Raw genomic sequence first — 23,631 nt, forward strand, 5'->3', positions numbered from 1 at the left:
TTTAGTATTCATACCAATGTAATTGCTTTTTTGTTATATGTTATTAATTCACCAACAGGTTCTCCTACAATACCTTTTTCTAGATCGAATACTAGATTCCCACGAACAATAGTCTTCGTAACTCGGCAATTAATGGTTCTACCAATGTATGGACTATGTTTGTGGCGGTAATAGAGATCTTCCTTTTTAACTACATAAGATTGGTTCGCATTAACAAGAATGATGTCGGCGTCCTTTGAGATAGCAATTTCACCCTTAGTAGGCATATTAAAGCGCTTAGCTGGATTTGTTGCAATCATACGAACAAAATCAGTTATAGGAACATTTCTTTTTAAAACTGCTTCATCGAACATCAAGTCAACATTGTTTTGACTTCCTGTGATTCCACCCCATACTTCAAATATATTATTTGTATCACTATGTTTCATTTCAGGTGGACATGGCGAGTGATCTGAAGTTAACATATCAATCTTTCCTTCAATTAATTTGGCCCATAATTTCCCTTGTTCTTCCTCGTTACGTAACGGTGGCGAGCATTTTGCAACTGGACCAATTTTTTCGAATTGAGCTGTTGTAATAGTAAAATAATGAGGACAAGATTCAACTGTAACGTCCTGGCCATCGTTCTGGGCTTTTGTAATCTCTTCTACTGCCTCTGCTGTACTAATGTGGACGAAATGAAGTTTACAACCTGTTTCTTTCGCTAAAAATAGCGCTCTTTTCACAGCATCAACTTCTGTAAAGACAGGACGAGATGCAACATAGTCCGTAGCAGTTGTTTTACCTTTCTTCACCATTTCTTCAGCTAATCGATCTGTAATGATAGCGCTTTCAGCATGAATCGAGAGGACATGGTCCAATTCAGCTAACTTCTTCATGCCAGAATAAAGCGTATAATCATCCACATTTGAAAAATCACCTGGAATATCTGAACCACATGTTGCCATAAAACACTTATAAGCAACTACACCTTCGTCAGATAGCTCTTCTAATTTATCCTGATTACCAGGAACTAGACCTCCATATAATGCATAATCAACATAGTTTTTACCTTTTGCTGCTTCTATTTTTAAATGTAATGATTCCCTGTCAATAGTTGCAGGCAAAGCATTCAAAGGCATATCAACGTAGCTAGTTGTACCGCCGGCCGCCAATGCTTTTGTTCCAGTAACAAAGCCTTCCCACTCTGTACGGCCAGGTTCACAAATATGAACATGAGTATCAATCATACCAGGCATTACATATTGCCCTTTTGCATCGATAACCTCTAATGCGTGGTCTTCAATCATCTCAGCGATAGCAGTTATTTTCCCATTTTTAATTCCAATATCAACACTTCTAATTTCATCCCTAAATACTACATTACCGCCTCTAATAATAAGATCGTACTTCATGTTTTTCCCCCTTTGCTAAATAACCCTTTATCTAGTAACTCCTTCACTTTCGTATAAACTATTTACTTTAATATATTGCATATCAAAAATTATGTTATTTCCCCTCAAATATCGTTCCCTTTTTGAATTTTGAATCTTTAAATGCAAACTTCATCAGAAGAATATATGCAATACCTGCAACAATAAAGCCGATGATCCATGCCAGCTCTACTATTGTAAAGGCTGCAGCTGCACCGATAATCATTGCGATCATTGCACATGGATTATACCCGGCAAATGGACCGTCATTATTGTACAAATCTGCAATATTTACTTTTTGTTTTCTCAATATATAATATTCTATTAGTAGAATCGAAACGATCGGGCCTAAAAATGCAGAATAGATAAGAATGAACATACCAAGACCTTTTGCAGACGAATCTTGTACAAGTAACCAAGGAAAAGAGCATAAAGCGAGTAGTCCAGTTATAGTTACAGCAGCTTTATATTTCAGTTTTGTAAGTAATGTAATCACATAGGTCGGTGGAATAATATTAGCAACCATATTTACTGCAACTGCTCCCATAACAATAAATGCAGATACAAAAAATGTAATATAGGGATTATCTACCACAATTGCGAATGCTTTCACAGGATTAGATATACCGGTTGCGGAAGCAAGCATTGCACCAATCGCAAGTGTAAGGCCATACGCTATTAAAATAGGAGAAAAATACAAAAATCCACGTTTAGCATCGCTGATACCGGATTTTAGTTCTCTTGAGTAATCTCCTGCACTTAAAAAGATAGCTGCATAATTCCCGAGAAACATCATTATGAATGCAAAGAATGGCAAACCCCATGTACCTTTTGCATGAACCCACTTATCTGTAATCACAGCGCTATGAGATGTTAGCAGAACACCAAATACATAGACAAGTGCTAACATAATAACAATTGATGTAACCACTTCCACCCATTTTATTGCATGGAAACCATACAATGAAAGTAAAATTTGTACCAATTGAAGCACTATAAAGCAAATGACAACACTATCAAACTTACCACCCGTAACAATCTTAGCTATCTCATTTAAAGCAGTACCTCCAATCCAACTTTGAAAACCGTACCAAATGATAGCAGGTATACCACGCAATAGTGAAGATATGACAGATCCTTGCACCCCAAAGGACATTCTGAGCTGAACCACATATGGTATTCCCGATCTGTATCCGAGCCTGTCATTTAAAGCAAAAACAGTTGAAATGATGCCAATTGCGATAATAGCTGCGGCGAATGTTTGAAAAATGTTTAGTGTAGCGATTCCCGCCACAACCAAACTAGCTCCCAACGTCATATTTCCTAAATTAACGCCGTCTCCAATCCACATAAACAAATAAGCTATTGGACCTACCGTCCTCTTCTCTCCAGTTTTCGGATTTAGTGACTCATCCAGCCCCATAGAATCTTGTAGCTGGATATCTTTTGTAGCTTGACTATCTAAATTTAACGTCATTTTACACCCCACTCCTTTTCACTGTTATTCGTATTTTTGGTAATACAGTTCGATCAAAAATATAATTTTGCGTGAATGAGTTTCTGTTTCTCTTCTGTACTCAGAATTTACTGGCAATAAACCATACTAACACCAACTATTTGTTACTAAAATCCCCCCTCCTTTCTCTCCAAAAAACTATTCTAAAAATGAATACGTGCAAAACAATAAAGTATTAAACCATTAATCCTCATTTGATTTCTGAGTATTCTGAATTAGGTTAATAATTAGATTTTAATGTTTGCAAATATAAAAGTCACTATCTATAGTGAATAATTAGAATAAGTTTTTTTTGTTTAGAATGACTAAACGCATTCTTGGAATGTGTAGAGACATGATGTAGATGTATTGCATAATGAGAGGCTAGATCCTGTTCTGATCACTAATAGCTGTAATTCCGGCTGCTCAGTGCTTCTTTATCAATGAATGCTGCCTTTTTTCTCAGGTACCAAAGTTCCTCCGGCAACCCTGTTTCTAACTCAATTGTTCCTCATATTGCGGCTGACACAATGGTCGCTAATATTATCAAGTACAAACACTCAACTAAAAAGTTATAAATTGTAAAAGAGCAACAAATTGCACTGTTAAAGCTACAGATTCTACATTTACGGCAACCAATTTTATCGGGAAAGCAACCATTTCTCCATATAAGTACTTAACTTGGTGTGAGATGGGGCAAATCTGCGCAAAAAAACTCTTTAAAGTCATCTTTCAATGAACTTTAAAGAGTCTTCTATTAACATATAAATTCCTATGATAATTCACCATTTATTTTATGCTAGATACTACTTTTCCTTCATATACATCTAGTGCTGCTTGAAGAGCTTCGCCGGAATTTATTTTACCACCGTGACGATAAACAGAAGCCTCTAACGCTGCTAAAACTTTTAAGATATTTTCTTTTCGACAGCTGAAGCCCATTGAGCCAATACGCCAAATCTTTCCTGCAAGCGAACCAAAAGTGCTTGCTATCTCCACTCCAAACTCTTTAGCCATCGTTGAACGAACCGCATCGCCGTTTACTCCTTCAGGAATATTCACACAAGTTACAACCGGCATTTTATAGCGAGCATCACCAAATAAAGTAAGACCCATTGCTTCAAGGCCAGCAACTAGTGCCTTTTCATGAAATTTATGTCTTTCGAACCTCTCTTGCAAACCTTCTTCATGTATAATACGTAAGCCTTCCCTAAGTGCATATAGCATTGAAGTGGCTTCTGTATGATGATTTAGACGTGTTGGGCTCCAATATGCTTGAATTTGGCTTAAATCAAAATAATTACTTTGAATTCTTCTAGGGTTTTTTGATGTAATATCTAGTCCTTGCTCTATTTTTCTTCGTTCCAGAATAATTTTTTCAACTCGCTCATTATAAGTAATCGGAGCCATACCAGTAGGAACCCCTAAACACTTTTGTGTACCAGTGATAACTGCGTCAACAAACCATTCATCTGTTTTAAAATCTGTTCCAGCTAATGTTGCAACAGCATCAACAACAAATAAAATATCATTATCACGGCAAAACCTACCGATTTTATCCAACGGTTGCATTATGCCTGTTGAAGTTTCACCATGTACGAGAGCTACCACTTTTGGTTCAACTCGCTTTATCTCAGCAATAATCATATCCTGATCAAAAGCTGAACCCCATTCGCATTCCAACGTAGCTACATCAGCTCCTACTCTGTAAGCTATTTCTGCTAGCAAGTGACCGAAACGACCGAATATAGGGACAAGAACTTTATCATTAGGCTCAATTATGGAGTTAAGTACAGCTTCAAGACCAGAACGTGAGGTACCATCAATAGGATAAGCCCAATGGTTTTTCGTTTGAAATGTCATTCTTAACAGTTGCATGGTTTCATCCATAATCTCAAGAAATTCTGGATCAAATTGGCCTATTATTGGGATTGTCATTGCCCGGAGTACACGTGGTTCCGCCTCTACAGGTCCTGGTGTCATTAAAGTCCTTAATGAAGGATTTAACTCTTTGAACATATCAATACTTCCTTTCCAAAGTTACCTTAAATTTTTTTAGTCCACTCCTATAAACAATCAATCTATTAAAGATTGATTTTACGGAATATTCTATGTACAGTTGATTGTAGAGGAAATAATAAAAGATGTCATTATTCAATTTAGACAACTTTGTGATTATATTTTGTTTAAAAGAGACATTTTATAAGTTCCATTTACAAACCTATTCTATAAAAGATGAATTAGAGGTGTAGTATGAAGAAAGTAGAGGATTTATTTTTCGTAGAAGTTTTCCAGGAAGCCAAAGTTTTAGCTGGACATGCCGGGCTTAAAAGAAAAGTTGAATCAATAGAAATATCAGAAACACCAGATGTCATTCATTTTTTAGCAGAAAATTCTTTATTAATTACTACAGGGTATGCTTTCAAAGACAATCCTGCAGAACTAAGTATGCTCATTTCACAAATCAATGCTCGTCCTTGTTCAGGGATTGCTATTAAACTTAAAAGATTCATAGATAAAATCCCTCAGGAAGTTATCGATTTAGCAGATTCATTGGACTTCCCCATCATACAAATTCCAGAGTCTTTAACATTAGGTACAGTTGCCCATCAATTATTAAGTTTTATATGGGATAGCCAAACCCAGGAATTATCTTATGCGATTCATGTACATAAAAAATTTACTAATATGATGATAAAAGGTTATAAATTACAAGCTATGATTGAAAGTCTAGGAACTTTATTGAAAAGCCCGGTCATCTTGATAAATCCCATGGGCGAAGCTACCTCTTTTTCACATCATTTTCAGACAGAAGATATGAAAATAATAGCAGAAAATGTGGAGGTGCTTATTCAAAGTGATATGGAAACTTATCGTGAAAAAGACTTTCTATCATTCCCAAATCCAAATTCACAGCGCGCAAATATTTCTGTAAAACTGTTCCAGGTAAAAACAATGCATCCATATCCATACTTACTAGTGATTTTTAACCCTGAGGAGCTTCCATACCCCTTTTCACAATTAGTAATAGAACAAGCGTTAACAGTTATTTCATTCACATTGCTAAAGAACGAGGCCATTAGAGAAAACAGTCGTTTGTTAGAAAATAACTTTTTTACTTCCCTCGTAGATGGCAACATTCCCTCGAAGCAGGAAATCATTCATAGGGGAAAACAGTATGGTTTAATGGACAATCTCAACTATGTTTGCATTGTTTGTAAAATTGATGATGATAAGCAAAACACAGATATAATGAGTAGATTATACGACTACTTGTATAAGTACTTAAATAACTCCTTTTTTAAAGTTAATACGAACAACATCGTTTTTATTAAAGATGCTTATTTTGTTATATTAATGCAATCTTCCATGAATAATGATGATTCACTTAAAAGCTCAGTAAAAGATAGACTGATGGAATTTCAGCATAGGGTGTATTCCAATTTAAAGATTTCACTCTCTTTTGGTGTGGGCAACCTATTTAATGATGTTTCTTATATTCCAATCACATTTGCTGAAGCAGTGGAAGCTTGGAAACAAGGAGCAGAACTATTTCAATATAAATTTATAAACTTCTTCGTACCTAAGCAATTAATAGAACTGATGCGATTAATTCCAGAAGAAAGTTTGCAAAATTTTTATGAAAACACTTTGCACTCCCTCTGCTATCCGAAAAATAAAGATGAAGAAGATTTAGTAAATACTTTAATAGTCTATCTAGATAATAATTGCGAAATCGCACTTACCTCTAGGAAGTTGTATGTTCACCGAAACACCGTTAAATATCGAATTGCCAAATGTGAGGACATTCTAGGTTGTTCCGTCCACGATTCACAAAGTTCACTACATATACGCCTTGCTTTACTCATGCGTACAATATTCATAAAATAAACTTTTATATTTGGATATGAATACCACGAATGAACAAAATAAACAGTTTTAGCTTTTCTTAAGCATAATAGCGATTAATTTTGAAACAATACGCAAGTTAGCAATTTGGGAAGCAAACTTTTGCGTTTTCGCAGAATTAGATTAGTAGATGAGGCAGTTATTTTCGCACTTTATTATAGACTGTCTTTAATATTTTCTACAATTCGACTTCTATTCATTTATTATATGACAAATTGGTGAACTTTTAATACTTCTCCACAATATGACATTTTTTGCATTTTACCTATTATACAATGGACAAGTTGCTTCTAGTTAATCTCCTCATGAATTGAAGCGAAATATATCGTATGGAGGAATTTTTATGAAACGTTTATTGGACGAAAAAGCGTTACTGGTTCGGATTGGAATTAAGAGAAAAGCTATGTACAAAAAGGCGAAAAACTTAGGATTTACTCATCCACTTGTCGTCTCATGTAGTCAAGAGTTGGATTTATTACTCAATAAATATTTTGAAAAAGCGTCTTAATGGGAAAACTTCACAACTTTCGAGAACGCAAAAAACCGTTCAGTACTCCCAAATGGGTACCGAACGGTTTTTAATCTTTCTACAATTATAGTTGCCTTTTTCAGACACTATTATTCGTATCAATGGGACATAAGAAAAATGCAAGCGTCCTTTAAGTGCATTCAGTTTTCACCGTTTCCAAAGTGCTTTGGACGAAACATAAGCTACACTATTAACGGTAGAGTTATTGGATCGTGAAGTGACATAGTCACTTCACGATCCAATTTTTTCGGTATTTTTGTGAGGAGTGTTTGCTCGTCACCCTCTTGGAATATGTAGAAACTTGCCGTAATAGGTTTGTTTAATGAGAGATAAAATGCTTTCCTATTCTTTTAAAAACGGACGAAGATGCAATTTCGTCCGCTCAGCGCGTCTTTATCAATGGTTGCTATCTATTTTTTCCGTTTCCACCAACTCTAATCATCTGCCTACTGTGTACGGTAAAACTAAAAACATATAGGAAATCATACGTAAATAGTCATCATTAAAAAGAACTTCAAGTCGTTTTGAATACTAGATTCCTAGTATATCAAATTCATATACTTTCTTATCTTTTACGAAAAAAGCTACCATCTTTTAATTACATCTTGTCTTCACCACTGTTAGAGGCAGGAAATTGGAAAGAGTCCGACCCGTTCCCCTACGTCACTCAAAAATCAGTCACTATTTTCGAATTGTGTCAAAATTTTTTATAACATATGGACATTAAATATCTCTATATCGATAATTATCATACTCAAACAATGCATAGAATAATATAGTTGATGGAGGTGGAGTATATAGAGAATAAAAATGAAGTGATTAATCGATTACTAATCCCGGAAATATATTCGATTAAATTCGATACTAGTAGAAGAAAGGACAAGCTAAAAATAGCCTTTTTGATAGGCATCCCTCCATTCCGATTGTCAATATAATTAATTTTCTCGAGTTTTGCGAGACTCTATCACATCTGCTAAAGCTTCTTTAATTAGCCTGATAGTCTAATAATTTCTTACTGGAAGGGGAATCGAATGCTAGAATATCATCAGCAATCATCACGTGAAATCATGGAAATGTTAGACGTAACAAACCAAGGACTAAATAATGATGACGTCCAAAAGAGACAAGAAGTATACGGTTTAAATAAATTGGTGGAAGGAAAAAGACCAAGTACATTTGCCGTTTTCTTTGGTCAGTTTAAAGATTTATTAGTCATTATTTTAATGATTGCTGCTTTCATTTCATTTCTATTAGGTGAAGTAGGAAGTACTATAGTGATTATGATTGTTGTTATTTTAAATGCAATCCTGGGCACTGTACAGCACGTAAAGGCAGAACAATCTTTGGATAATCTGAAAGCTTTGACCACTCCAGTTGCAAAAGTGATGCGAAATAACCAAATAGTTGAGATTTCTTCAGAAGATATAGTGGTTGGTGATCTTCTTCTTTTAGTGGCTGGGGATTATATTAATGCAGATGGACGATTATTAGAAAGCCATAATCTAGATATAAATGAAAGCTCTCTGACAGGCGAATCATTGGCTGTATCGAAAAGTACCGACCCAATTGATGAAGTCCATGTAACTATTGGGGATAAGAGAAATATGGTTTTCACCGGGAGCTTTGTAACCAATGGACGTGGAACTGTAGTTGTTACAGCTATTGGAATGGAAACAGAAATCGGAAAAATAGCAAATTTATTGGATACTGCAAAACAGAAGAAAACACCTTTACAAGTAAGTCTCGATCATTTTGGAGAAAACTTAGCCCTAGGGATTACAATGATTTGTTTAGCCATTTTTACTATTGATCTTTTTCGAGGACGGGAATTAGTAGAATCTTTTATGTTTGCTGTTTCGTTGGCAGTTGCAGCAATTCCAGAAGCATTAAGTTCAATTGTAACTATAGTACTTGCTTTTGGAACACAAAAAATGGCTAAGGAAAATGCCATTATACGAAAACTATATGCTGTCGAAAGTTTGGGTAGTGTATCCGTTATTTGTTCAGATAAAACGGGAACATTAACTGAAAATAAGATGACTGTTCAACAAGTATATGTCGATCAAAAAGTGATTCCTTATGATCTACTAAATACAGAAAAGTCTATTGAGAAGAATCTTATTTTAATGGCACTATTATGCAATGACGCCTTGGAAAGAGATCAGAAAGAAATTGGTGACCCAACTGAAATTGCACTTGTAAAATTAGGGAAGCAGTATGAGCTTGATGAATTATTCGTAAGAAGTCACAATCCTAGGGTGGCAGAAATCCCATTTGATTCAGACAGAAAGCTAATGAGCACCGTGAATCATATTAATGAGCAAAATATTATGATTACAAAAGGAGCATTAGATGTTCTTCTATCTAAAATTGTGAAAATCGACACTTCTAAAGGGATTTTTCCTATTACAGAAGAACATCGGAAAAAGATCGAAGAAGTGAATCGTTCCTTTTCTATGAATGGTTTAAGAGTACTAGCATTTGCCTATAAAGAATTCAATGGAAATCAAACAATCGAAGTAGAAGACGAGAAAGATTTAATCTTTGTCGGCTTAATAGCAATGATGGATCCTCCGAGAAAAGAGTCCAAAGCAGCGGTTGAAAGCTGTATCGCAGCTGGTATTAAACCAGTTATGATTACTGGTGACCATAAAATAACAGCGACAGCTATTGCCAAACAAATCGGGATATTAGATGATCCATCCGAAGCAATCGAGGGATATGAAATTGAAGGATTAACTGATCAACAACTACAAGAAAAGGTGCAAAATATCTCTGTCTTCGCCAGAGTAACACCAGAGCATAAAATTCGAATCGTTAAAGCTTGGCAGGATAAAGGAAATGTCGTTGCAATGACGGGGGATGGTGTGAATGATGCCCCTGCTCTAAAACAAGCAGACATCGGTGTAGCGATGGGGATTACCGGTACCGAAGTAGCGAAAGATGCATCCTCTATGATCTTAACGGATGATAATTTTTCAACGATTGTCAAAGCGATTTCGAATGGAAGAAGCCTCTATACGAATATTAAAAACGCCATTCTATTCTTATTATCAGGGAATGCAGGTGCTATTTTTGTTGTTTTATATGCAACTGTATTAGGTTTACCAGTTCCATTTGCACCAGTTCATTTATTATTTATTAACCTACTTACCGATAGTTTGCCGGCAATTGCAATAGGGTTAGAGCCGCATAATAAAAAAACAATGAAGGACAAGCCTAGAAATATTCACACTCCATTATTAAATAAAAAGTTTACTACACAAGTGATACTTGAAGGTTTATTGATTGGTATATCTACGATCATTGCATTTCGAATGGGGTTGGCAACCGGAGATACGTTAACAGCAAGCACAATGGCATTTGCAACATTATGTTTATCAAGATTAATACATGGCTTTAACTCTAGATCGAAAGAATCGATTTTCAAAATTGGTGTATTTACAAATAAATATACTTGGCTAGCATTTTTAATAGGTTTTGTAAGTTTACATGCTGTATTATTTATCCCTTCGCTTACGGGAGTATTTGAAGTTGCAACATTAAGTGGAGTACAATTAGCTTATATTTATTGCTTGTCCTTCATGCCTTTTTTAGTTAATCAGTGGTATAAAGTGTTGTTTGTAAGAAGTAAAAAATAGTTAGTGGATCCTGTGTCAAACATCAAACAGACATCATTCTGAATTGTGTATGATACAGGCTCACTAACTCAATGCTAATTTAAAATTAATCCTATAGATGCATAAATAATGACCGTGCCGAAAATAAACATCATATGGAATAAAGAGTATGCAAACATACGGTTCGCCCACTTCTTCCCTTCCTTCTTATGATAGCCCATGATACTCATCCATAGCCAAATTGCTCCTAAAATAATCGAAACAAATGTGAGCCCTAAGCTAAGGGGTAAAAATAAGAAGCTCGTTAAGATTAATAGTACTAAGTAAATATTAGTTTGAATATAAGTACGACGCTCACCTTTTACTACAGGAAGCATTGGGATATTCGCTGCTGCATAATCATCCTTTTTCCGAATAGCAATTGCGTAAAAGTGCGGCATTTGCCAAATCATGACGATTACGAATAATGCCCACGCTGCTGGATGCCAAATATCTGGTGCTACTGCTGCCCACCCAATAAGTGGTGGCATTGCCCCTGAAATACTGCCAACTTCTGTGTTCCAAATAGTACGGCGCTTCGTCCACATTGTATATGGTACAACGTAAAAAAATACTCCGAGAAATCCTAAAAGTGATGCTAGTGGTGTCGCTAAAGCAAGTAGTGCAATTCCGATTATCAGTAACGAGATTCCGACGACTAAAACGAGTTTAGGAGATAATTCTCCTGTTACGGTTGGACGATTTTTCGTACGTTGCATGACCACATCAATGTCACGATCGTATAAATTATTAAACGAGCCCGCTGCAGCAATTACTGCTGCCGTTCCTAAAATTGCACAGACGATATTCGAAATATTATCTCCGAAACTTAACTCATATGTGTATAAAGCGAGCATCAGACCTGCTACCATCGGAATTAAATTAGATTTAATAATCCCTGTTTTTACAGCCAATGCCCATAAATTCAAATTAGATTGCTTTTTCATGGTGTCTAGTTTAACACTCCTTCATTTTCCAACACGACATTTCGAATTTCTCGATAGATTACTCTTCTAAATATAACAGAATTACTGACCATTCGCCTTCCTTTTGAAGTGACAATCTGTTGACATATATTAAAAGTTCACTGCGCCACGCACTATTCAGAATTGTGTCTCTGTTATTTGTAACACAAATACACTAACTTAAATATAAGCTTTTTCTATCGTTGTGACATTTATCAATTTCTTTGTAAAAAAAGAAATAACCCACCCTCTCCTAGAAAAGGTTTGACGGCTATTTCTTCGGTTTGCAGTTATGTGATTGGATATTCGAGTATCCAGTCTTTTATACTGTATCACATCTATTGAATAATCACTTTCTTACATAAAATACTTGTAAGAAATGCGAAAAAACTTTCCATTTGTAATTGTACGTTTTCGATTCGCTTTGGACAAAATGATCTCCACATCATAACCGTTGATGTGAAGTGATTGGTAATCTTGTTGTGGATATTTGTCCGTCGCTTCCCTACAAAGTTCAAGAGAAAAATGCTTTTTTGGAAAATGAGAGAATAGCTACCGTTCTATATAGGTTGCAAGTTTCCGAAGATGCAATTTTAGGAACTCTACACTCTTTTACAAAGCGTTCCTGCTATATTTTGCTAAGAAATACTAGTCGTATGGAGATGCTGTGTAAGAAAGTGACACTTTTTTTAAAATCGAAAAGGTGGAACCACTTTATAGAAGGATTAATCACCCAAAATTGCATCTTTGGCTGCTTATTGTATGTAAAGGAAAGAGAAGGTATTCTTTGGTTCTCAAAATCTTTGGCACTTCGCTTATTTGTGTCTGTGGAGAGCGACTGACGAATGACTACCACACGATTACTGGAAAAAATACTTAGGGATGCGACAAAATCGCATCCCTAAGCATCCAGAAACCTTTGTAATTGTGCAGTGTTCTTTCATTCCAAAGCAATCCAAAAGCGGTTATATACCGAGTACCTAATTTTTTTTACCAAACTAACTAGTAATTTACTAGATACTTTTGGTTAATCAAGATATGTGAAATTGAATATTTCTACTATCATTTTTTGCAGAATCAATGTAGCATTTTCGACGCTTTCACAACATGAATTGGTTTTCCGATCATTACCTCAGCAGCTTCCATAGTAATCTCACCTAAAGTTGGGTGGGCATGGATTGTTAATGCGATATCTTCTGCGTTCATACCCGCTTCGATCGCAAGAGCCATTTCAGCGATCATATCAGATGCACCAGCACCTACGATTTGAGCACCGATCAGTAAGCCATCTTCTTTATGTGCTACAAGTTTCACAAAACCTTCTGGTGCGTTTAAAGCCAATGCTCGACCGTTTGCTGCGAATGGGAATTTCGCTGCTTTCACTTCGATACCTTTTGCTTTTGCTTGCTCTTCATTGTAACCAACAGTTGCAAGTTCTGGATCTGTAAAGCATACAGCTGGGATTGCTAAGTAATCTACGATTGATTTTTCTCCAGCGATTGCTTCTGCAGCTACTTTACCTTCGTAAGATGCTTTATGTGCAAGTTGTGGACCATATACGATATCACCAATTGCATGAATGTTTTGTACTGAAGTACGGCATTGTTTGTCTACTTTTAGCAACCCACGTTCTGCAAACTCGATACCTACTGCTTCTAGACCCATTTCATCGGTATTTGGACGACGACCGACTGTAACTAATACATAGTTAGCTTCTACTGTTTTTTCTTCTCCACCAACTTCATACGTTACAACTACGCCGTTTTCATTTTCTTCTACACCTTTCGCTGATGCGCCAACAACAACTTCTACGCCTTTTTTCTTTAAGTTTTTTTTCACAACTTGTGTCATTTGCTTTTCAAAACCAGCTAAAATGTCTTTTCCGCCTTCAATAATTGTTACTTGAGAACCTAGGTTAGAGTAAGCAGAACCTAGCTCAGTACCGATGTAACCACCACCGATAACAACTAATTTTACTGGTACTTCTGGTAAAGAAAGTGCGCCAGTTGAGTTGATGACGCGTTCAGAGAATTTGAATATTGGAATTTCAATCGGACGAGAACCTGTTGCAAGGATTGCATTTTTGAATGTGTACGTTTGTACGTTATCTCCTTCGGTTACTCGTACTGTGTTTGCATCTATAAAGTATGCTTCACCGTTCACTATGTCGACTTTGTTGCCTTTTAATAGACCTTCAACACCGTCTACTAATTTAGAAACTACGCCGTTTTTGAATTCTTGCACTTTTGTCCAATCAAGTTTTACTTCTTGTGCAACAACACCCAAATCATCTGAATGCTTTACTTGCTCCAAACGGTGACCTACTGAAATCAACACTTTTGATGGGATACAACCGACATTTGAGCAAACTCCTCCTAAATAATTTCTCTCTACAATCGTTACGTTTTGCCCCATTTGAGTAGCGCGAATAGCCGCCACATATCCTCCTGGTCCTGCACCAATCACAAGCGTTTCAACAAACTTCATCTACGTTATCCTCCTCATTGCTTACTATAAAATGAAAAACGTTATCCCAAAAACATTTATCTTTCGCACAATTATGGTGACCTTTTGTATTAACCATAATGACTTGTTTAAAGTTGCTATCATTTAATAGGACATCCACACTTGAAATCGGCACTTTTTTATCCTGAGTAGAGTGTGTGGCAAGAGCTGGTGACTGTTGGTTTTTTAATATTTTCTCTATACACCATTCTCTTCTAGCTTTTAAAAAAACACCTCCTCGCAATAAAAACCAACTGACGATTAGCCAGCCAAACGGAAAATAAGGTAGTGTTACTTTTTCAGCTATCGAGTTGCTAATACTTTTTAAAGATGTAGGCATTGAATCGGTAATAAGAGCTTGTATCCTCAAATCTGAGGAATTCACAATACTTGCAGCTATCCCTCCCATTGAATGTCCTAAAACATAGAATGCATTACTATTAATATCTGGCCTCTCGCACACATAATCAATCGTTGATGTAATGCTTTGGACAAACGATCCAATACTCACTTGTTTTTGTATAAAATCACTTTGCCCATGACCAAGAACATCCACAATTATTACGTCATAACCGCTAGCTAATAGGGGATTGGCATATCGTAGCATGTCTGATTTATTAGAGCTCCATCCGTGAACCAGTTGAAAGCTACCTCTTGCCCTCTCACTTTTAATAAGCCATCCTCGAATTGTCCCAATCTCAATCCCCATTTCAATTTTTCCATAAGAAGAATTCGGTTGCTTTTTATCCTCTTTCCGTTTCGGCGTAAAAATATGACGAATGATATAGCTTCTCAAAAACAAAATAACTTCTTTAAAAGAAATGAATAATAAATATTTCATCATAACTCTTCAAAAAGATACCGAACAGTCTCTTTTTAGTTTAAAAAAAGACGGCTTTATTGCCGTTCAATTGAAATCATTGAAATATATTGCCTCAAATTATTTATGATAATTTTCGTTAATTGCCCATCTTTCTTTAATCTTTCTAATGCTAGACCACCTTCAAGTGTTGACACAATATATATCGCGGTGTCGTATGGCTGTAATGACTGATTCAACTCCTGGTGCCTAATACCATCTTCTATAATTTTCACCAACCATTTTATCATCATATCCATAGCTTCATTAATCGATGGCAGTAACGCACTCCCTTCTAAATCATCCATTTCTATGGTTGCATTAAAAATTGGACACCCTCCTACTATCGGTTCTCCTTCACTTAGTTGTAAAAAAGCCTCCACAAATGCGATTAATTTGTCCGCTGTATGCTCGTGTTGTGAAACACTTGTCATTAAATGGTTTTGCATTATTTCGGTAGAAAAATGAAAAGACTCGACCATCAGCTGCTCTTTATCCTTAAAGTGTCGATATATCCCCCCTTTTTGAATATTCGTTTCCTGAATAATGTCACTTATCGATGTTGTCATGTAACCTTTTTGGTTAAAAATCGTAGCTGATTTTCGTATAATATTGCGCCTTGTTAATTCGCCTTTTTTCATTTTCATCCTCCAAAAGATACCTTTCAGTCTCTTTTAATATGTAGGAAATCAAATTCAAAGTCAAGAATTATTTAACAGAGATAAAATACAAAGCTGTTGTCTATCATTTGCTCTCCTTCAAAAACTAACTAAATCGCTTTTCAATGGGAAGTAGGATTTGAAAATCTTGTTTATCAGAATTTAATGAGTACAATTCTAATTTAATTGGGATTGAATCATATTCAACCATATTATCTTCTTTTAAAGGAAAATACCCACTCTCGTTTATCTTACTTTCAATCATTTCATATTCTATTTTTATATATGTCTTTTGATCAATAAACCAAATGCCGCGTCCAGTGGATTCAGATGCACAACTCTAGTTAAACCAAGAGTATCATGATTTGATGAGTTATATGATAGCCTACTAGATGTCACTCTTAAACCATATTTTTTATTAGAAACCTAATTCGATTTGTTCAATTCCCCCAAAAACATGATTAAACTTTATAATGAAATCATTCCAACTTTTCAATGCCTGCATTAAGATCTTGAGTTTATTTAGGTACTTTTCTAAGTGGACATTACCTATATCGTCGATTAAAATGGTTCAACCTATTAGTAATGCTTTGTAACATGTACATGTATGATCCCATAGGATAGGTAAGAACATGTTACTATTTTTAATAAATGGGGGAAAAAAATGAATGAAATTCCAGCTTTCAGACAGATGGATCATCCTGTTCTTGTAGAAGCTACACAAATCGCTCCAAACCAAATAAGTATTACGTATGATCAACCAGCAGACTTTGCATCCGCAACAAACGTCTCAAACTACTGGATTAGAAGTAATATGGGTCCTATCGGTATTGCAACCGTCGGAATGAAAGATCCACTTATGAGTTCGAATGCAATACGACCAGAAATAGGAATGATTACCCCTGTAGGCAATTCTAAAACAAGATTCGTAATGTCATTTAGAGTAAATGCAATGACAGGAGTTATGTATACTGTACTACCATGTTTTGTGAATTTAGAAGGTCGAACAGGATTTATGGGAGAAAATTGGGGTCCACTCAGTAGGAATATGTTTATCGGAATGTAAGCTTCATGTAAACCTTGGGAGAAGTATTTAAGAGTTGAGTAAGGAAGGAAATAAATAATTATATCATTAAGAAAATTCATCAATAAAAGCCTAATTTCTCGCTTAGAACGCGGAGAAATCAGGCTTTGATTACTTTATGAATCACTCTTTTGTTTAAGAAAGTGCCGAAGTATCTTTAAACCCTTTATCAGCATCCTCCGACCAGTCCCGAGCTACGTCAAGCTACGAACTATACTTTTGGGTGCAACGTTGAGCAAAAATGGGCTCATTTCACCTACACTGTAAAGTTGCAAATAATGCATCGCCCGGGTGCAGGCTGTGTAAAACAATCTACGTAGGCTCTCATCACCGTATACTTCAGTCGATGCATCATATATGATAACGGCATCGAATTCAATGCCTTTTGCCAAATACGCCGGTATCACAACGACACCTTGCTCATATTCAATAGAACCGCTTTTCACAAGTTTAATTTCTTGGACGTTACTTAAGGAATCGTATGCAGCGACGCTTTCTTCTGCGGATTTGCATATAATCGCAATCGTATTTAACTTCTGTTTCTGCAAATCTGACACTTTTGAAACGATGCAGCGATGCAGTTCTTTCCGATCGGTCAATTGCGTCAGAACAGGCTTCTCCCCATCGCGTTCAAAAACGGTAATCCGTTCGCCATTAGGTACAAGTACACGTGTAAATTCGACAATCGGTCTTGTGGATCTGTAGCTACGGGTCAGGTTTATCGTATTCGTTTCATTTGGTCCGTATAAACTAGTAAGCGTATTGAAATCTACCGTTTCACTAGCATGGGCAAATATAGCCTGGTTAAAATCTCCAAGCACTGTCATCCTTGCTGCAGGAAACAAACGTTTCAAAAATTCGAATTGAAACGGAGAATAATCTTGCGCTTCGTCTACAAGCACATGTTTAATTATGTTGTTCGTCTGAAAGCCTTGAATCAACTCTTTCAGAAGTAAAAATGGCGTAGCATCTTCGTAAAACAGTTTTCCTTCATCTAGCATTTTCAAAGTCGATAAGCAAATATCCTCCCATTCTTCAGAGATTTCCCCATCCATCCAGGTTGCATCAGAGAAAAGTTGCTTGTATATTCCTTTGATGTTGAGGAAACGAAGCTCCCGAATTTGTTTGCGTAACAGTTTTAATTTCTGGCGAACAATCAATTGACCAAGTGCTTCCGATTCCATCTCATAATCATCAGAAGATGCTCCTTTAAAGCCTTGCTTTTTCCGTAAATGATTATAGGCTTTTTGGTAATCATCTTCACTAAGTAACTCGATTTTTTCCTGTACCCATGCCTCGGTGCATTCGTGCTTCTCTACTTCATCCACTAGCTCGTTTAGCCACTTCGTTAACTTCTCTAGTCTGTTATGAAAACGGAGTGATGTGTCACAGTTATAAAACCTCTCTGTGATTTGCTTGGCGGTGACAATTTGTTTTCCTCTGAATTTAATACCTTTAAATAACATCCCGGATAATTCCAGCGACTGTCTGTATCTTTTGATTATCTCAAAAAAACGAATCGATGCTTTGAATCGAATACTCTCAGACCTAGTTCGGTATGCAGGTTCATCCGTAGCGGTCAACACATATTCCAATTGTTCATAAGGACCTTCGACTTGAAACTCGTCGCTTAGGCGGTGAACCAAGTATTCTTGGAATGTGACCTGCTGCATATTCTCTTCACCAAGTTCGGGCAACACATTGGATACATAACTGTTAAACATCGAATTAGGTGAAAATAAAATGATTTGATCAGCCTTCAATCTATCTCGATATTTATACAGTAGATAAGCAATCCGTTGTAAAGCCGCAGACGTTTTGCCGCTACCAGCCGCTCCTTGTACGATGAGCAACCGCCCATGATCGTGCCGGATAATCTGGTTTTGTTCCATCTGAATGGTAGAAACGATGCTATGCAAATGTTTATCTGTGCTTTTTCCGAGTACTTGTTGTAAAATCTCGTCTCCTATCGTGAGACTAGTTTCAAACATCGATTCGACAACGCCGCCACGGATAATATATTGCCACTTTTCCTCCAGGACGCCATCAATAACTCCTTCAGGTGTAGTGTATTCGGCAGGACCAGATGAATAATTGTAATAGACGCTTGAGATTGGCGCACGCCAGTCATATATTAGAAAGTTCTCTCCGCTTAAATCCATGAGTGTAGAGATGCCTATATAAATTCTTTCTGTATTGGAAGTTCCTTCTTCCATAAAATCGATTCGACCGAAATAAGGCACATCCTGCATTCGCAGTAGTGCGGACAATTTATTGGAAGCTTGCTTGTGAGTGCTTTGGCTTACAGAAAGGTTCTGGGCCTGTTGTCTTAAGCTAATGATTGTCTCAAGATAATCGTCGAAAGTATCTGTGTTTACCTTGACGTCATCCCAAAAGTGTTTGCGGAAACCGACCACCTCTTGACGACGCCAATCGGTTTCTTCCTTTAGCTTGCCGATTTGTTCTGAAATAGTCTCCATCACGTTTTCCAACCGTTCTTGCTCCCGCGGAAGTTCTGTTTTCATCTCAAGCACCCCTTTGTATAAATATGTTTGACAAAATAAGAATTTTGGTGTAAAATAATAATAAGTACTCCTATGACCATTTTCATATAAAGGTGTTTCTATATAAACTTAACATAATTTTTCATTTTTATCAATCTAATTTACATAAATATAAGGTGCCCAATTCTAATTTATCTTAGAATTGGGCACCTTAATTTAAATTTAAAAACCTATCTTCTATTTTTTCCTTGTTTTTTCTATTATCTTTTCCACTTGTAAAAACAGATAAAGGCTGATTATTTTAGTGGTCCTTGTTTAACGAAGGCTTCATGAAGTTCTTTTCTTAGTTGTTGTTCAGAAATTTCAATAGCAGTTTTTTGGATACACTTTAAATGCTCTTACAGTACGTCAGTCCCGACCCGCCTCGTATAACTTCTGCGCCAACATAGCCGGCCTTGTTCGCGTGTCCGTAAAGTGGTCGCCGCCGCCGACAATCAGGCGAAACTGGCCGAGCCGAGTAGACATATGCGGATTCCAACCGAAGCCCTCTCCTTGTGGCAATGTATTGTCTTGATAGAAATAGACATAGCTTTTTGGCGTGGGCAGATCGTAGAATGCTTTAAGTTCCAGATTCTCGAAAAGTGGTCTAGCGGGTTCCGGAATGACACCTGCATACATCTGTTTTGCTTCCTCCAATGTGGCCGTATTGACAAATAAATCCCGAAACAGTGGAAACGGAAGCATGATCGTATCATCTTTCGAGCCTGCTCTGAGTTGCTCGAAACCTTGCCTCGTTTGGGGCGGTAACTCGTCAGCAACTGATTCGCCATCTTTCAGTACGAACGCGTCCCAAAAGACGAGGCGCTTGATGCGATCCGGTACCTGTTCTGCAACCTTTTGGATGACAGTTCCGCCGAAGCTGTGCCCGACGAGAACAAAGTTGCTTAGGTTCAGTCTCGTTATAAAATCAACGACGGACTTCGTGATCATCGCATGCGTGACATCTTTGTTTGGATCTTTGCCGTGACCTGCGTATTCCGGCGTATACACGACATGGCCTCGACTGCGTAGCACTGCCGCTACGTTGTCCCAGAAGTGAGCGTCAGCCCAAGAACCATGCACAAGCACGAAGGTTAGCCGTTGCTGTGCAAGTAGACTGTATCTTTCTTCCGATTCGAAGACACCATTGCTCCAGAAATATGGGGAGTAATAATACCCATGGGGCATAAAACTATAATCGGGATAAGGGAATTGATGGGTTTCTTGGCTAAATGGAAACATGTACAAGACATCCTTTCAAGTCGACATATATTATCAACTTATGCCCACTGCATTTGAGAGGTTCCGACCCCATCCACCAATATGTTACGGCTCATCGTACATTACATAAGCACATAGTAAGATTTAAACACAAAATTTATATTTCGATTCAATTAAAAATTAAAAAACCATTAGATAATTCATTTTTGAATTCTATCCAATCATTCAATAAACTCTTATAATATGAAATTCTTCATATATTTCCTTTTTATATTCTCAGTTTCTACTTTATTATTAGGCTCTGTTATATTTACTCATGAAAAGTGGCTTACTCTTTGTTGTAAGCCACTTTTGATTATTATTTAGTTTTCATATATAGGAATAATGTGACAGAAAGCTTATAATTCTCATTTAAATACATCAAAAACTTTACTTTCACTATCTTTATACTGTCAAATAAAATTTTGTATATTTTTAACATTCCAGTCTGAAGAGCATAGATATATAAATGAATTATCCAATTCTACAATTATACAAATTCCATCTCTGCCTTTGCTCTGCTAAAGCGCTGTTAGTTCAGAAACTCCGTTTTAAGAACACTCATTCTTAAACGGTCAACAAACTCACCATTTCTATATCGGTCTTGCCTTAAAATACCTTCCTCCATATAACCCATTCTTTTATACGACTTAATTGCCTTTTCATTATCCACTTCTACTCTAAGCCAAATCTTATTTAGTTCTAGTTCATTAAACCCCCACATCAACATTTCACTCATTGCAGATAATCCATATCTTTTACCCCAATAGTTTTTATCACCAATCGCAATACCTAATTCAGCATTTTTATTTAATTTATCGATGTTCTTCAAATCAATCCAACCAATATGTTTGCCTTGTTCAGTTAATATGGCTTTTTGTTCATATCCATTTGTTTTATCAATGCATATTTTAATCCAGTTTCGAGTTTCTTCTCTGCTAAATGGTGGATACTTCTTTGGCATATTTAGGTGTTTAGTCACTTCTTTATCTAAACACCATTGATATCGTTCTTCAGCGTCATCAAGAGATAATTCTCTTAATTGGACTTTCGGTAATTCTGTTGTTTTCATCCCTCTGCCCCCCTTACGTAATTCAAATTACTATAATTTACTTACATCCTTAAAATAGAACCTATTCATTTTTCCAATCGCAATAATATGTATCTATCGCCAGTTTTTCATCTTGATTTACACTATTTCGACATTCATTTCTTTTATCCTTTAATAATTTTTCAGCAGATAGTTTATGCCCATGCTCGGTGCACAATAAAACTCGGTTGACAAGGCTAACCAGGTTTTCAGAATTAATTATATGCTTTTTGAGAAAGGTCTTTCGTATATCTCCAGTATAGAAATACATGTAGTACTATAACAACAACTATAATACTTGATGTACCGATTGAAAAAAAAGGTAATTAATCCGCTAATAATAAATAATAGAATATCAATAAATGTAAATTTCATTCCTCCATAAAATAACTTTACTATATAGGGAATATTAAACAATATCAAAGGATCAACCATAAAATTTCCTAAAATAAAGCATATTACATTACTTTTCCCATCAATTTATGTGTCATTTTATACAATATGTAATATTATCCAAATTCATTTCTAAATGTATTAAATATTTTAAGTATATTCTTGCCTAAAATAAAATTAAGTATATCCTTGCCAATATGGCGAAGATATACTTAATGTCGCAGTTTTTGTTGAGTGGTTTGCTTTTTTGTATGGAAGTGGCGGGAGTCGAAACACCGTAATTTAGGAATGGTTTCAAGTCAACATTCACGTTTGTTCGAACAAACATAAATGCATATCGAGCAAGTACTTTTTTCAAATCTTATTTACAGAACCGAGACCTCTTCCCGTTTAACTTGGCGTGCAATTTTCTCTGTTAAGCGTGTCGTCACTTTCGGCAACACCATTTTAACAACAGGCGTCAACACAGCGCCTGTTAAGCCGCCTGTATTTACTTCAATTGTCCCTGTCATCGCTGTTTGCCCTGCCATTTCTTCAGCAGTAAACTTGCCACTACCTGTAAAGTTGTCCGTTAACCCTTTTAAAGCGAACCGTATCGTCGATGGCTCATGAAATTCAGTGACGTTTAACTCCATTTTCACAGTCTTTTTAAATCCTTTAAAATTCCCTTCGAATGTCCAAACTGACTTTTGTTCATCAATTTGCTCATGCTCTTTATAGGCAGGAACCATTATTGCCCAGTTTTCAATTTGACTAACGTATTCCCAAACGTTCTCTACAGATGTTGGAATGATTACAGAATGTGATGCGAGTGCCATACATTTCACTACTTCCTTCTTTATGTATTTATAATGTAAATCTACCATTAACATTTTAGCATCTTAACTGTACAGATTCACCTTTAGCGATCGATGAATTTCTGGCGACGATAGCCAGCATACGAATTCTTAATATCTAATTGTAGAACATTCGCATTCTGTGTGGCACAAGAAGTAGGAAAAATATTTCAACTTAAGGTCCGGAGTGAAAAGTAGAGGCTATATATTGCCAATAATGAATAAATCGTTTCAATATACATCTATTGAGATTGCCTTTTACTAGTAACCATCTCAGTGATCATCTCAGCATTCTTGATTTCTGTTGGTTTGGAATAAAGTTTGATCTAAAATATCCCCAGAATCCATATTTTAAGTTAAATAATAAGAATTCGGTTTGAAAAATGATTGATCAAAACGGGTTAATTCTTTGTGAAATACTATGCGATTTTTA

General features: G+C 36.2%; 15 protein-coding genes. 4 read left to right on the forward strand and 11 right to left on the reverse strand.

Going from position 1 to position 23,631, the window contains the following annotated elements:
- Positions 1 to 8: 8 nt before the first annotated feature.
- The 3 genes from allB to PB01_RS10280 all read right to left on the reverse strand — a co-directional run bounded on the left by allB (position 9) and on the right by PB01_RS10280 (position 4,926).
- Positions 9 to 1,394: an allantoinase AllB gene (gene allB / locus PB01_RS10270; protein WP_151700124.1), complete on the reverse strand. Its 1,386-nt coding sequence runs from the start codon at positions 1,392 to 1,394 to the stop codon at positions 9 to 11.
- A gap of 94 nt (positions 1,395 to 1,488) precedes the next feature.
- Positions 1,489 to 2,889, reverse strand: coding sequence for an NCS1 family transporter (locus PB01_RS10275; protein ID WP_151700125.1), 1,401 nt, complete (start codon positions 2,887 to 2,889; stop codon positions 1,489 to 1,491).
- Positions 2,890 to 3,696: 807 nt separating this feature from the next.
- Complete coding sequence (locus tag PB01_RS10280) at positions 3,697 to 4,926, reverse strand: pyridoxal-phosphate-dependent aminotransferase family protein (RefSeq protein WP_404815079.1); 1,230 nt, start codon at positions 4,924 to 4,926, stop codon at positions 3,697 to 3,699.
- A 234-nt stretch (positions 4,927 to 5,160) separates the two neighbouring features.
- Between PB01_RS10280 and PB01_RS10285 the strand changes: the two genes are divergently transcribed.
- The 3 genes from PB01_RS10285 to PB01_RS10295 all read left to right on the forward strand — a co-directional run bounded on the left by PB01_RS10285 (position 5,161) and on the right by PB01_RS10295 (position 10,986).
- Positions 5,161 to 6,798, forward strand: coding sequence for a PucR family transcriptional regulator (locus tag PB01_RS10285; protein WP_151700127.1), 1,638 nt, complete (start codon positions 5,161 to 5,163; stop codon positions 6,796 to 6,798).
- Positions 6,799 to 7,159: 361 nt separating this feature from the next.
- Positions 7,160 to 7,324 carry an aspartyl-phosphate phosphatase Spo0E family protein gene (locus tag PB01_RS10290; protein WP_151700128.1) on the forward strand — a complete coding sequence of 55 codons (165 nt, stop codon included), beginning with the start codon at positions 7,160 to 7,162 and terminating at the stop codon, positions 7,322 to 7,324.
- A 1,052-nt stretch (positions 7,325 to 8,376) separates the two neighbouring features.
- Positions 8,377 to 10,986 carry a cation-translocating P-type ATPase gene (locus PB01_RS10295; protein ID WP_151700129.1) on the forward strand — a complete coding sequence of 870 codons (2,610 nt, stop codon included), beginning with the start codon at positions 8,377 to 8,379 and terminating at the stop codon, positions 10,984 to 10,986.
- 74 nt (positions 10,987 to 11,060) lie between these two features.
- Here PB01_RS10295 and cyoE read toward each other — a convergent pair whose 3' ends face one another.
- The 4 genes from cyoE to PB01_RS10315 form a co-directional block, all read right to left on the reverse strand.
- The gene (gene cyoE / locus PB01_RS10300; protein WP_151700130.1) at positions 11,061 to 11,951 is read right to left on the reverse strand and encodes a heme o synthase; all 891 of its coding nucleotides are present in this window, start codon (positions 11,949 to 11,951) and stop codon (positions 11,061 to 11,063) included.
- Positions 11,952 to 13,046: 1,095 nt separating this feature from the next.
- Positions 13,047 to 14,456, reverse strand: a complete 1,410-nt coding sequence (gene lpdA / locus PB01_RS10305) for a dihydrolipoyl dehydrogenase (RefSeq protein WP_151700131.1) — start codon at positions 14,454 to 14,456, stop codon at positions 13,047 to 13,049.
- The gene (locus PB01_RS10310; protein WP_151700132.1) at positions 14,443 to 15,318 is read right to left on the reverse strand and encodes an alpha/beta hydrolase; all 876 of its coding nucleotides are present in this window, start codon (positions 15,316 to 15,318) and stop codon (positions 14,443 to 14,445) included. The genes lpdA and PB01_RS10310 overlap by 14 nt, the downstream gene beginning before the upstream one ends.
- A 53-nt stretch (positions 15,319 to 15,371) precedes the next feature.
- Positions 15,372 to 15,974 carry a TetR/AcrR family transcriptional regulator gene (locus tag PB01_RS10315; RefSeq protein ID WP_192797335.1) on the reverse strand — a complete coding sequence of 201 codons (603 nt, stop codon included), beginning with the start codon at positions 15,972 to 15,974 and terminating at the stop codon, positions 15,372 to 15,374.
- 682 nt (positions 15,975 to 16,656) lie between these two features.
- On the opposite strand from PB01_RS10315, the gene PB01_RS10320 reads away from it, so the two are divergent.
- Positions 16,657 to 17,058, forward strand: coding sequence for a hypothetical protein (locus PB01_RS10320; protein ID WP_151700134.1), 402 nt, complete (start codon positions 16,657 to 16,659; stop codon positions 17,056 to 17,058).
- A gap of 212 nt (positions 17,059 to 17,270) precedes the next feature.
- Here PB01_RS10320 and helD read toward each other — a convergent pair whose 3' ends face one another.
- The 4 genes from helD to PB01_RS10340 all read right to left on the reverse strand — a co-directional run bounded on the left by helD (position 17,271) and on the right by PB01_RS10340 (position 23,234).
- Positions 17,271 to 19,601 carry an RNA polymerase recycling motor HelD gene (gene helD / locus PB01_RS10325; protein ID WP_151700135.1) on the reverse strand — a complete coding sequence of 777 codons (2,331 nt, stop codon included), beginning with the start codon at positions 19,599 to 19,601 and terminating at the stop codon, positions 17,271 to 17,273.
- Between the two features lie 387 nt (positions 19,602 to 19,988).
- Entirely contained in the window at positions 19,989 to 20,861 is an 873-nt protein-coding gene (locus PB01_RS10330) for an alpha/beta fold hydrolase (RefSeq protein WP_151700136.1), read from the reverse strand.
- A 550-nt stretch (positions 20,862 to 21,411) separates the two neighbouring features.
- Complete coding sequence (locus PB01_RS10335; RefSeq protein WP_151700137.1) at positions 21,412 to 21,951, reverse strand: GNAT family N-acetyltransferase; 540 nt, start codon at positions 21,949 to 21,951, stop codon at positions 21,412 to 21,414.
- Between the two features lie 776 nt (positions 21,952 to 22,727).
- On the reverse strand, positions 22,728 to 23,234 hold the full coding sequence (locus tag PB01_RS10340) for an SRPBCC family protein (RefSeq protein WP_225986002.1): 507 nt from the start codon (positions 23,232 to 23,234) through the stop codon (positions 22,728 to 22,730).
- Positions 23,235 to 23,631 lie beyond the last annotated feature (397 nt).

Origin of the sequence: Psychrobacillus glaciei (assembly GCF_008973485.1) — a bacterium.
GTDB classification, from domain to species: domain Bacteria; phylum Bacillota; class Bacilli; order Bacillales_A; family Planococcaceae; genus Psychrobacillus; species Psychrobacillus glaciei.

Excerpts from the sequence above, each read along its gene's own strand:
- allB (WP_151700124.1), bottom strand. The coding sequence starts at position 1,394 with ATGAAGTACGATCTTATTATTAGAGGCGGTAATGTAGTATTTAGGGAT.
- PB01_RS10275 (WP_151700125.1), bottom strand. The coding sequence starts at position 2,889 with ATGACGTTAAATTTAGATAGTCAAGCTACAAAAGATATCCAGCTACAA.
- PB01_RS10280 (WP_404815079.1), bottom strand. The coding sequence starts at position 4,926 with ATGTTCAAAGAGTTAAATCCTTCATTAAGGACTTTAATGACACCAGGA.
- PB01_RS10285 (WP_151700127.1), top strand. The coding sequence starts at position 5,161 with ATGAAGAAAGTAGAGGATTTATTTTTCGTAGAAGTTTTCCAGGAAGCC.
- PB01_RS10290 (WP_151700128.1), top strand. The coding sequence starts at position 7,160 with ATGAAACGTTTATTGGACGAAAAAGCGTTACTGGTTCGGATTGGAATT.
- PB01_RS10295 (WP_151700129.1), top strand. The coding sequence starts at position 8,377 with ATGCTAGAATATCATCAGCAATCATCACGTGAAATCATGGAAATGTTA.
- cyoE (WP_151700130.1), bottom strand. The coding sequence starts at position 11,951 with ATGAAAAAGCAATCTAATTTGAATTTATGGGCATTGGCTGTAAAAACA.
- lpdA (WP_151700131.1), bottom strand. The coding sequence starts at position 14,456 with ATGAAGTTTGTTGAAACGCTTGTGATTGGTGCAGGACCAGGAGGATAT.
- PB01_RS10310 (WP_151700132.1), bottom strand. The coding sequence starts at position 15,318 with ATGATGAAATATTTATTATTCATTTCTTTTAAAGAAGTTATTTTGTTT.
- PB01_RS10315 (WP_192797335.1), bottom strand. The coding sequence starts at position 15,974 with ATGAAAAAAGGCGAATTAACAAGGCGCAATATTATACGAAAATCAGCT.
- PB01_RS10320 (WP_151700134.1), top strand. The coding sequence starts at position 16,657 with ATGAATGAAATTCCAGCTTTCAGACAGATGGATCATCCTGTTCTTGTA.
- helD (WP_151700135.1), bottom strand. The coding sequence starts at position 19,601 with ATGAAAACAGAACTTCCGCGGGAGCAAGAACGGTTGGAAAACGTGATG.
- PB01_RS10330 (WP_151700136.1), bottom strand. The coding sequence starts at position 20,861 with ATGTTTCCATTTAGCCAAGAAACCCATCAATTCCCTTATCCCGATTAT.
- PB01_RS10335 (WP_151700137.1), bottom strand. The coding sequence starts at position 21,951 with ATGAAAACAACAGAATTACCGAAAGTCCAATTAAGAGAATTATCTCTT.
- PB01_RS10340 (WP_225986002.1), bottom strand. The coding sequence starts at position 23,234 with ATGTTAATGGTAGATTTACATTATAAATACATAAAGAAGGAAGTAGTG.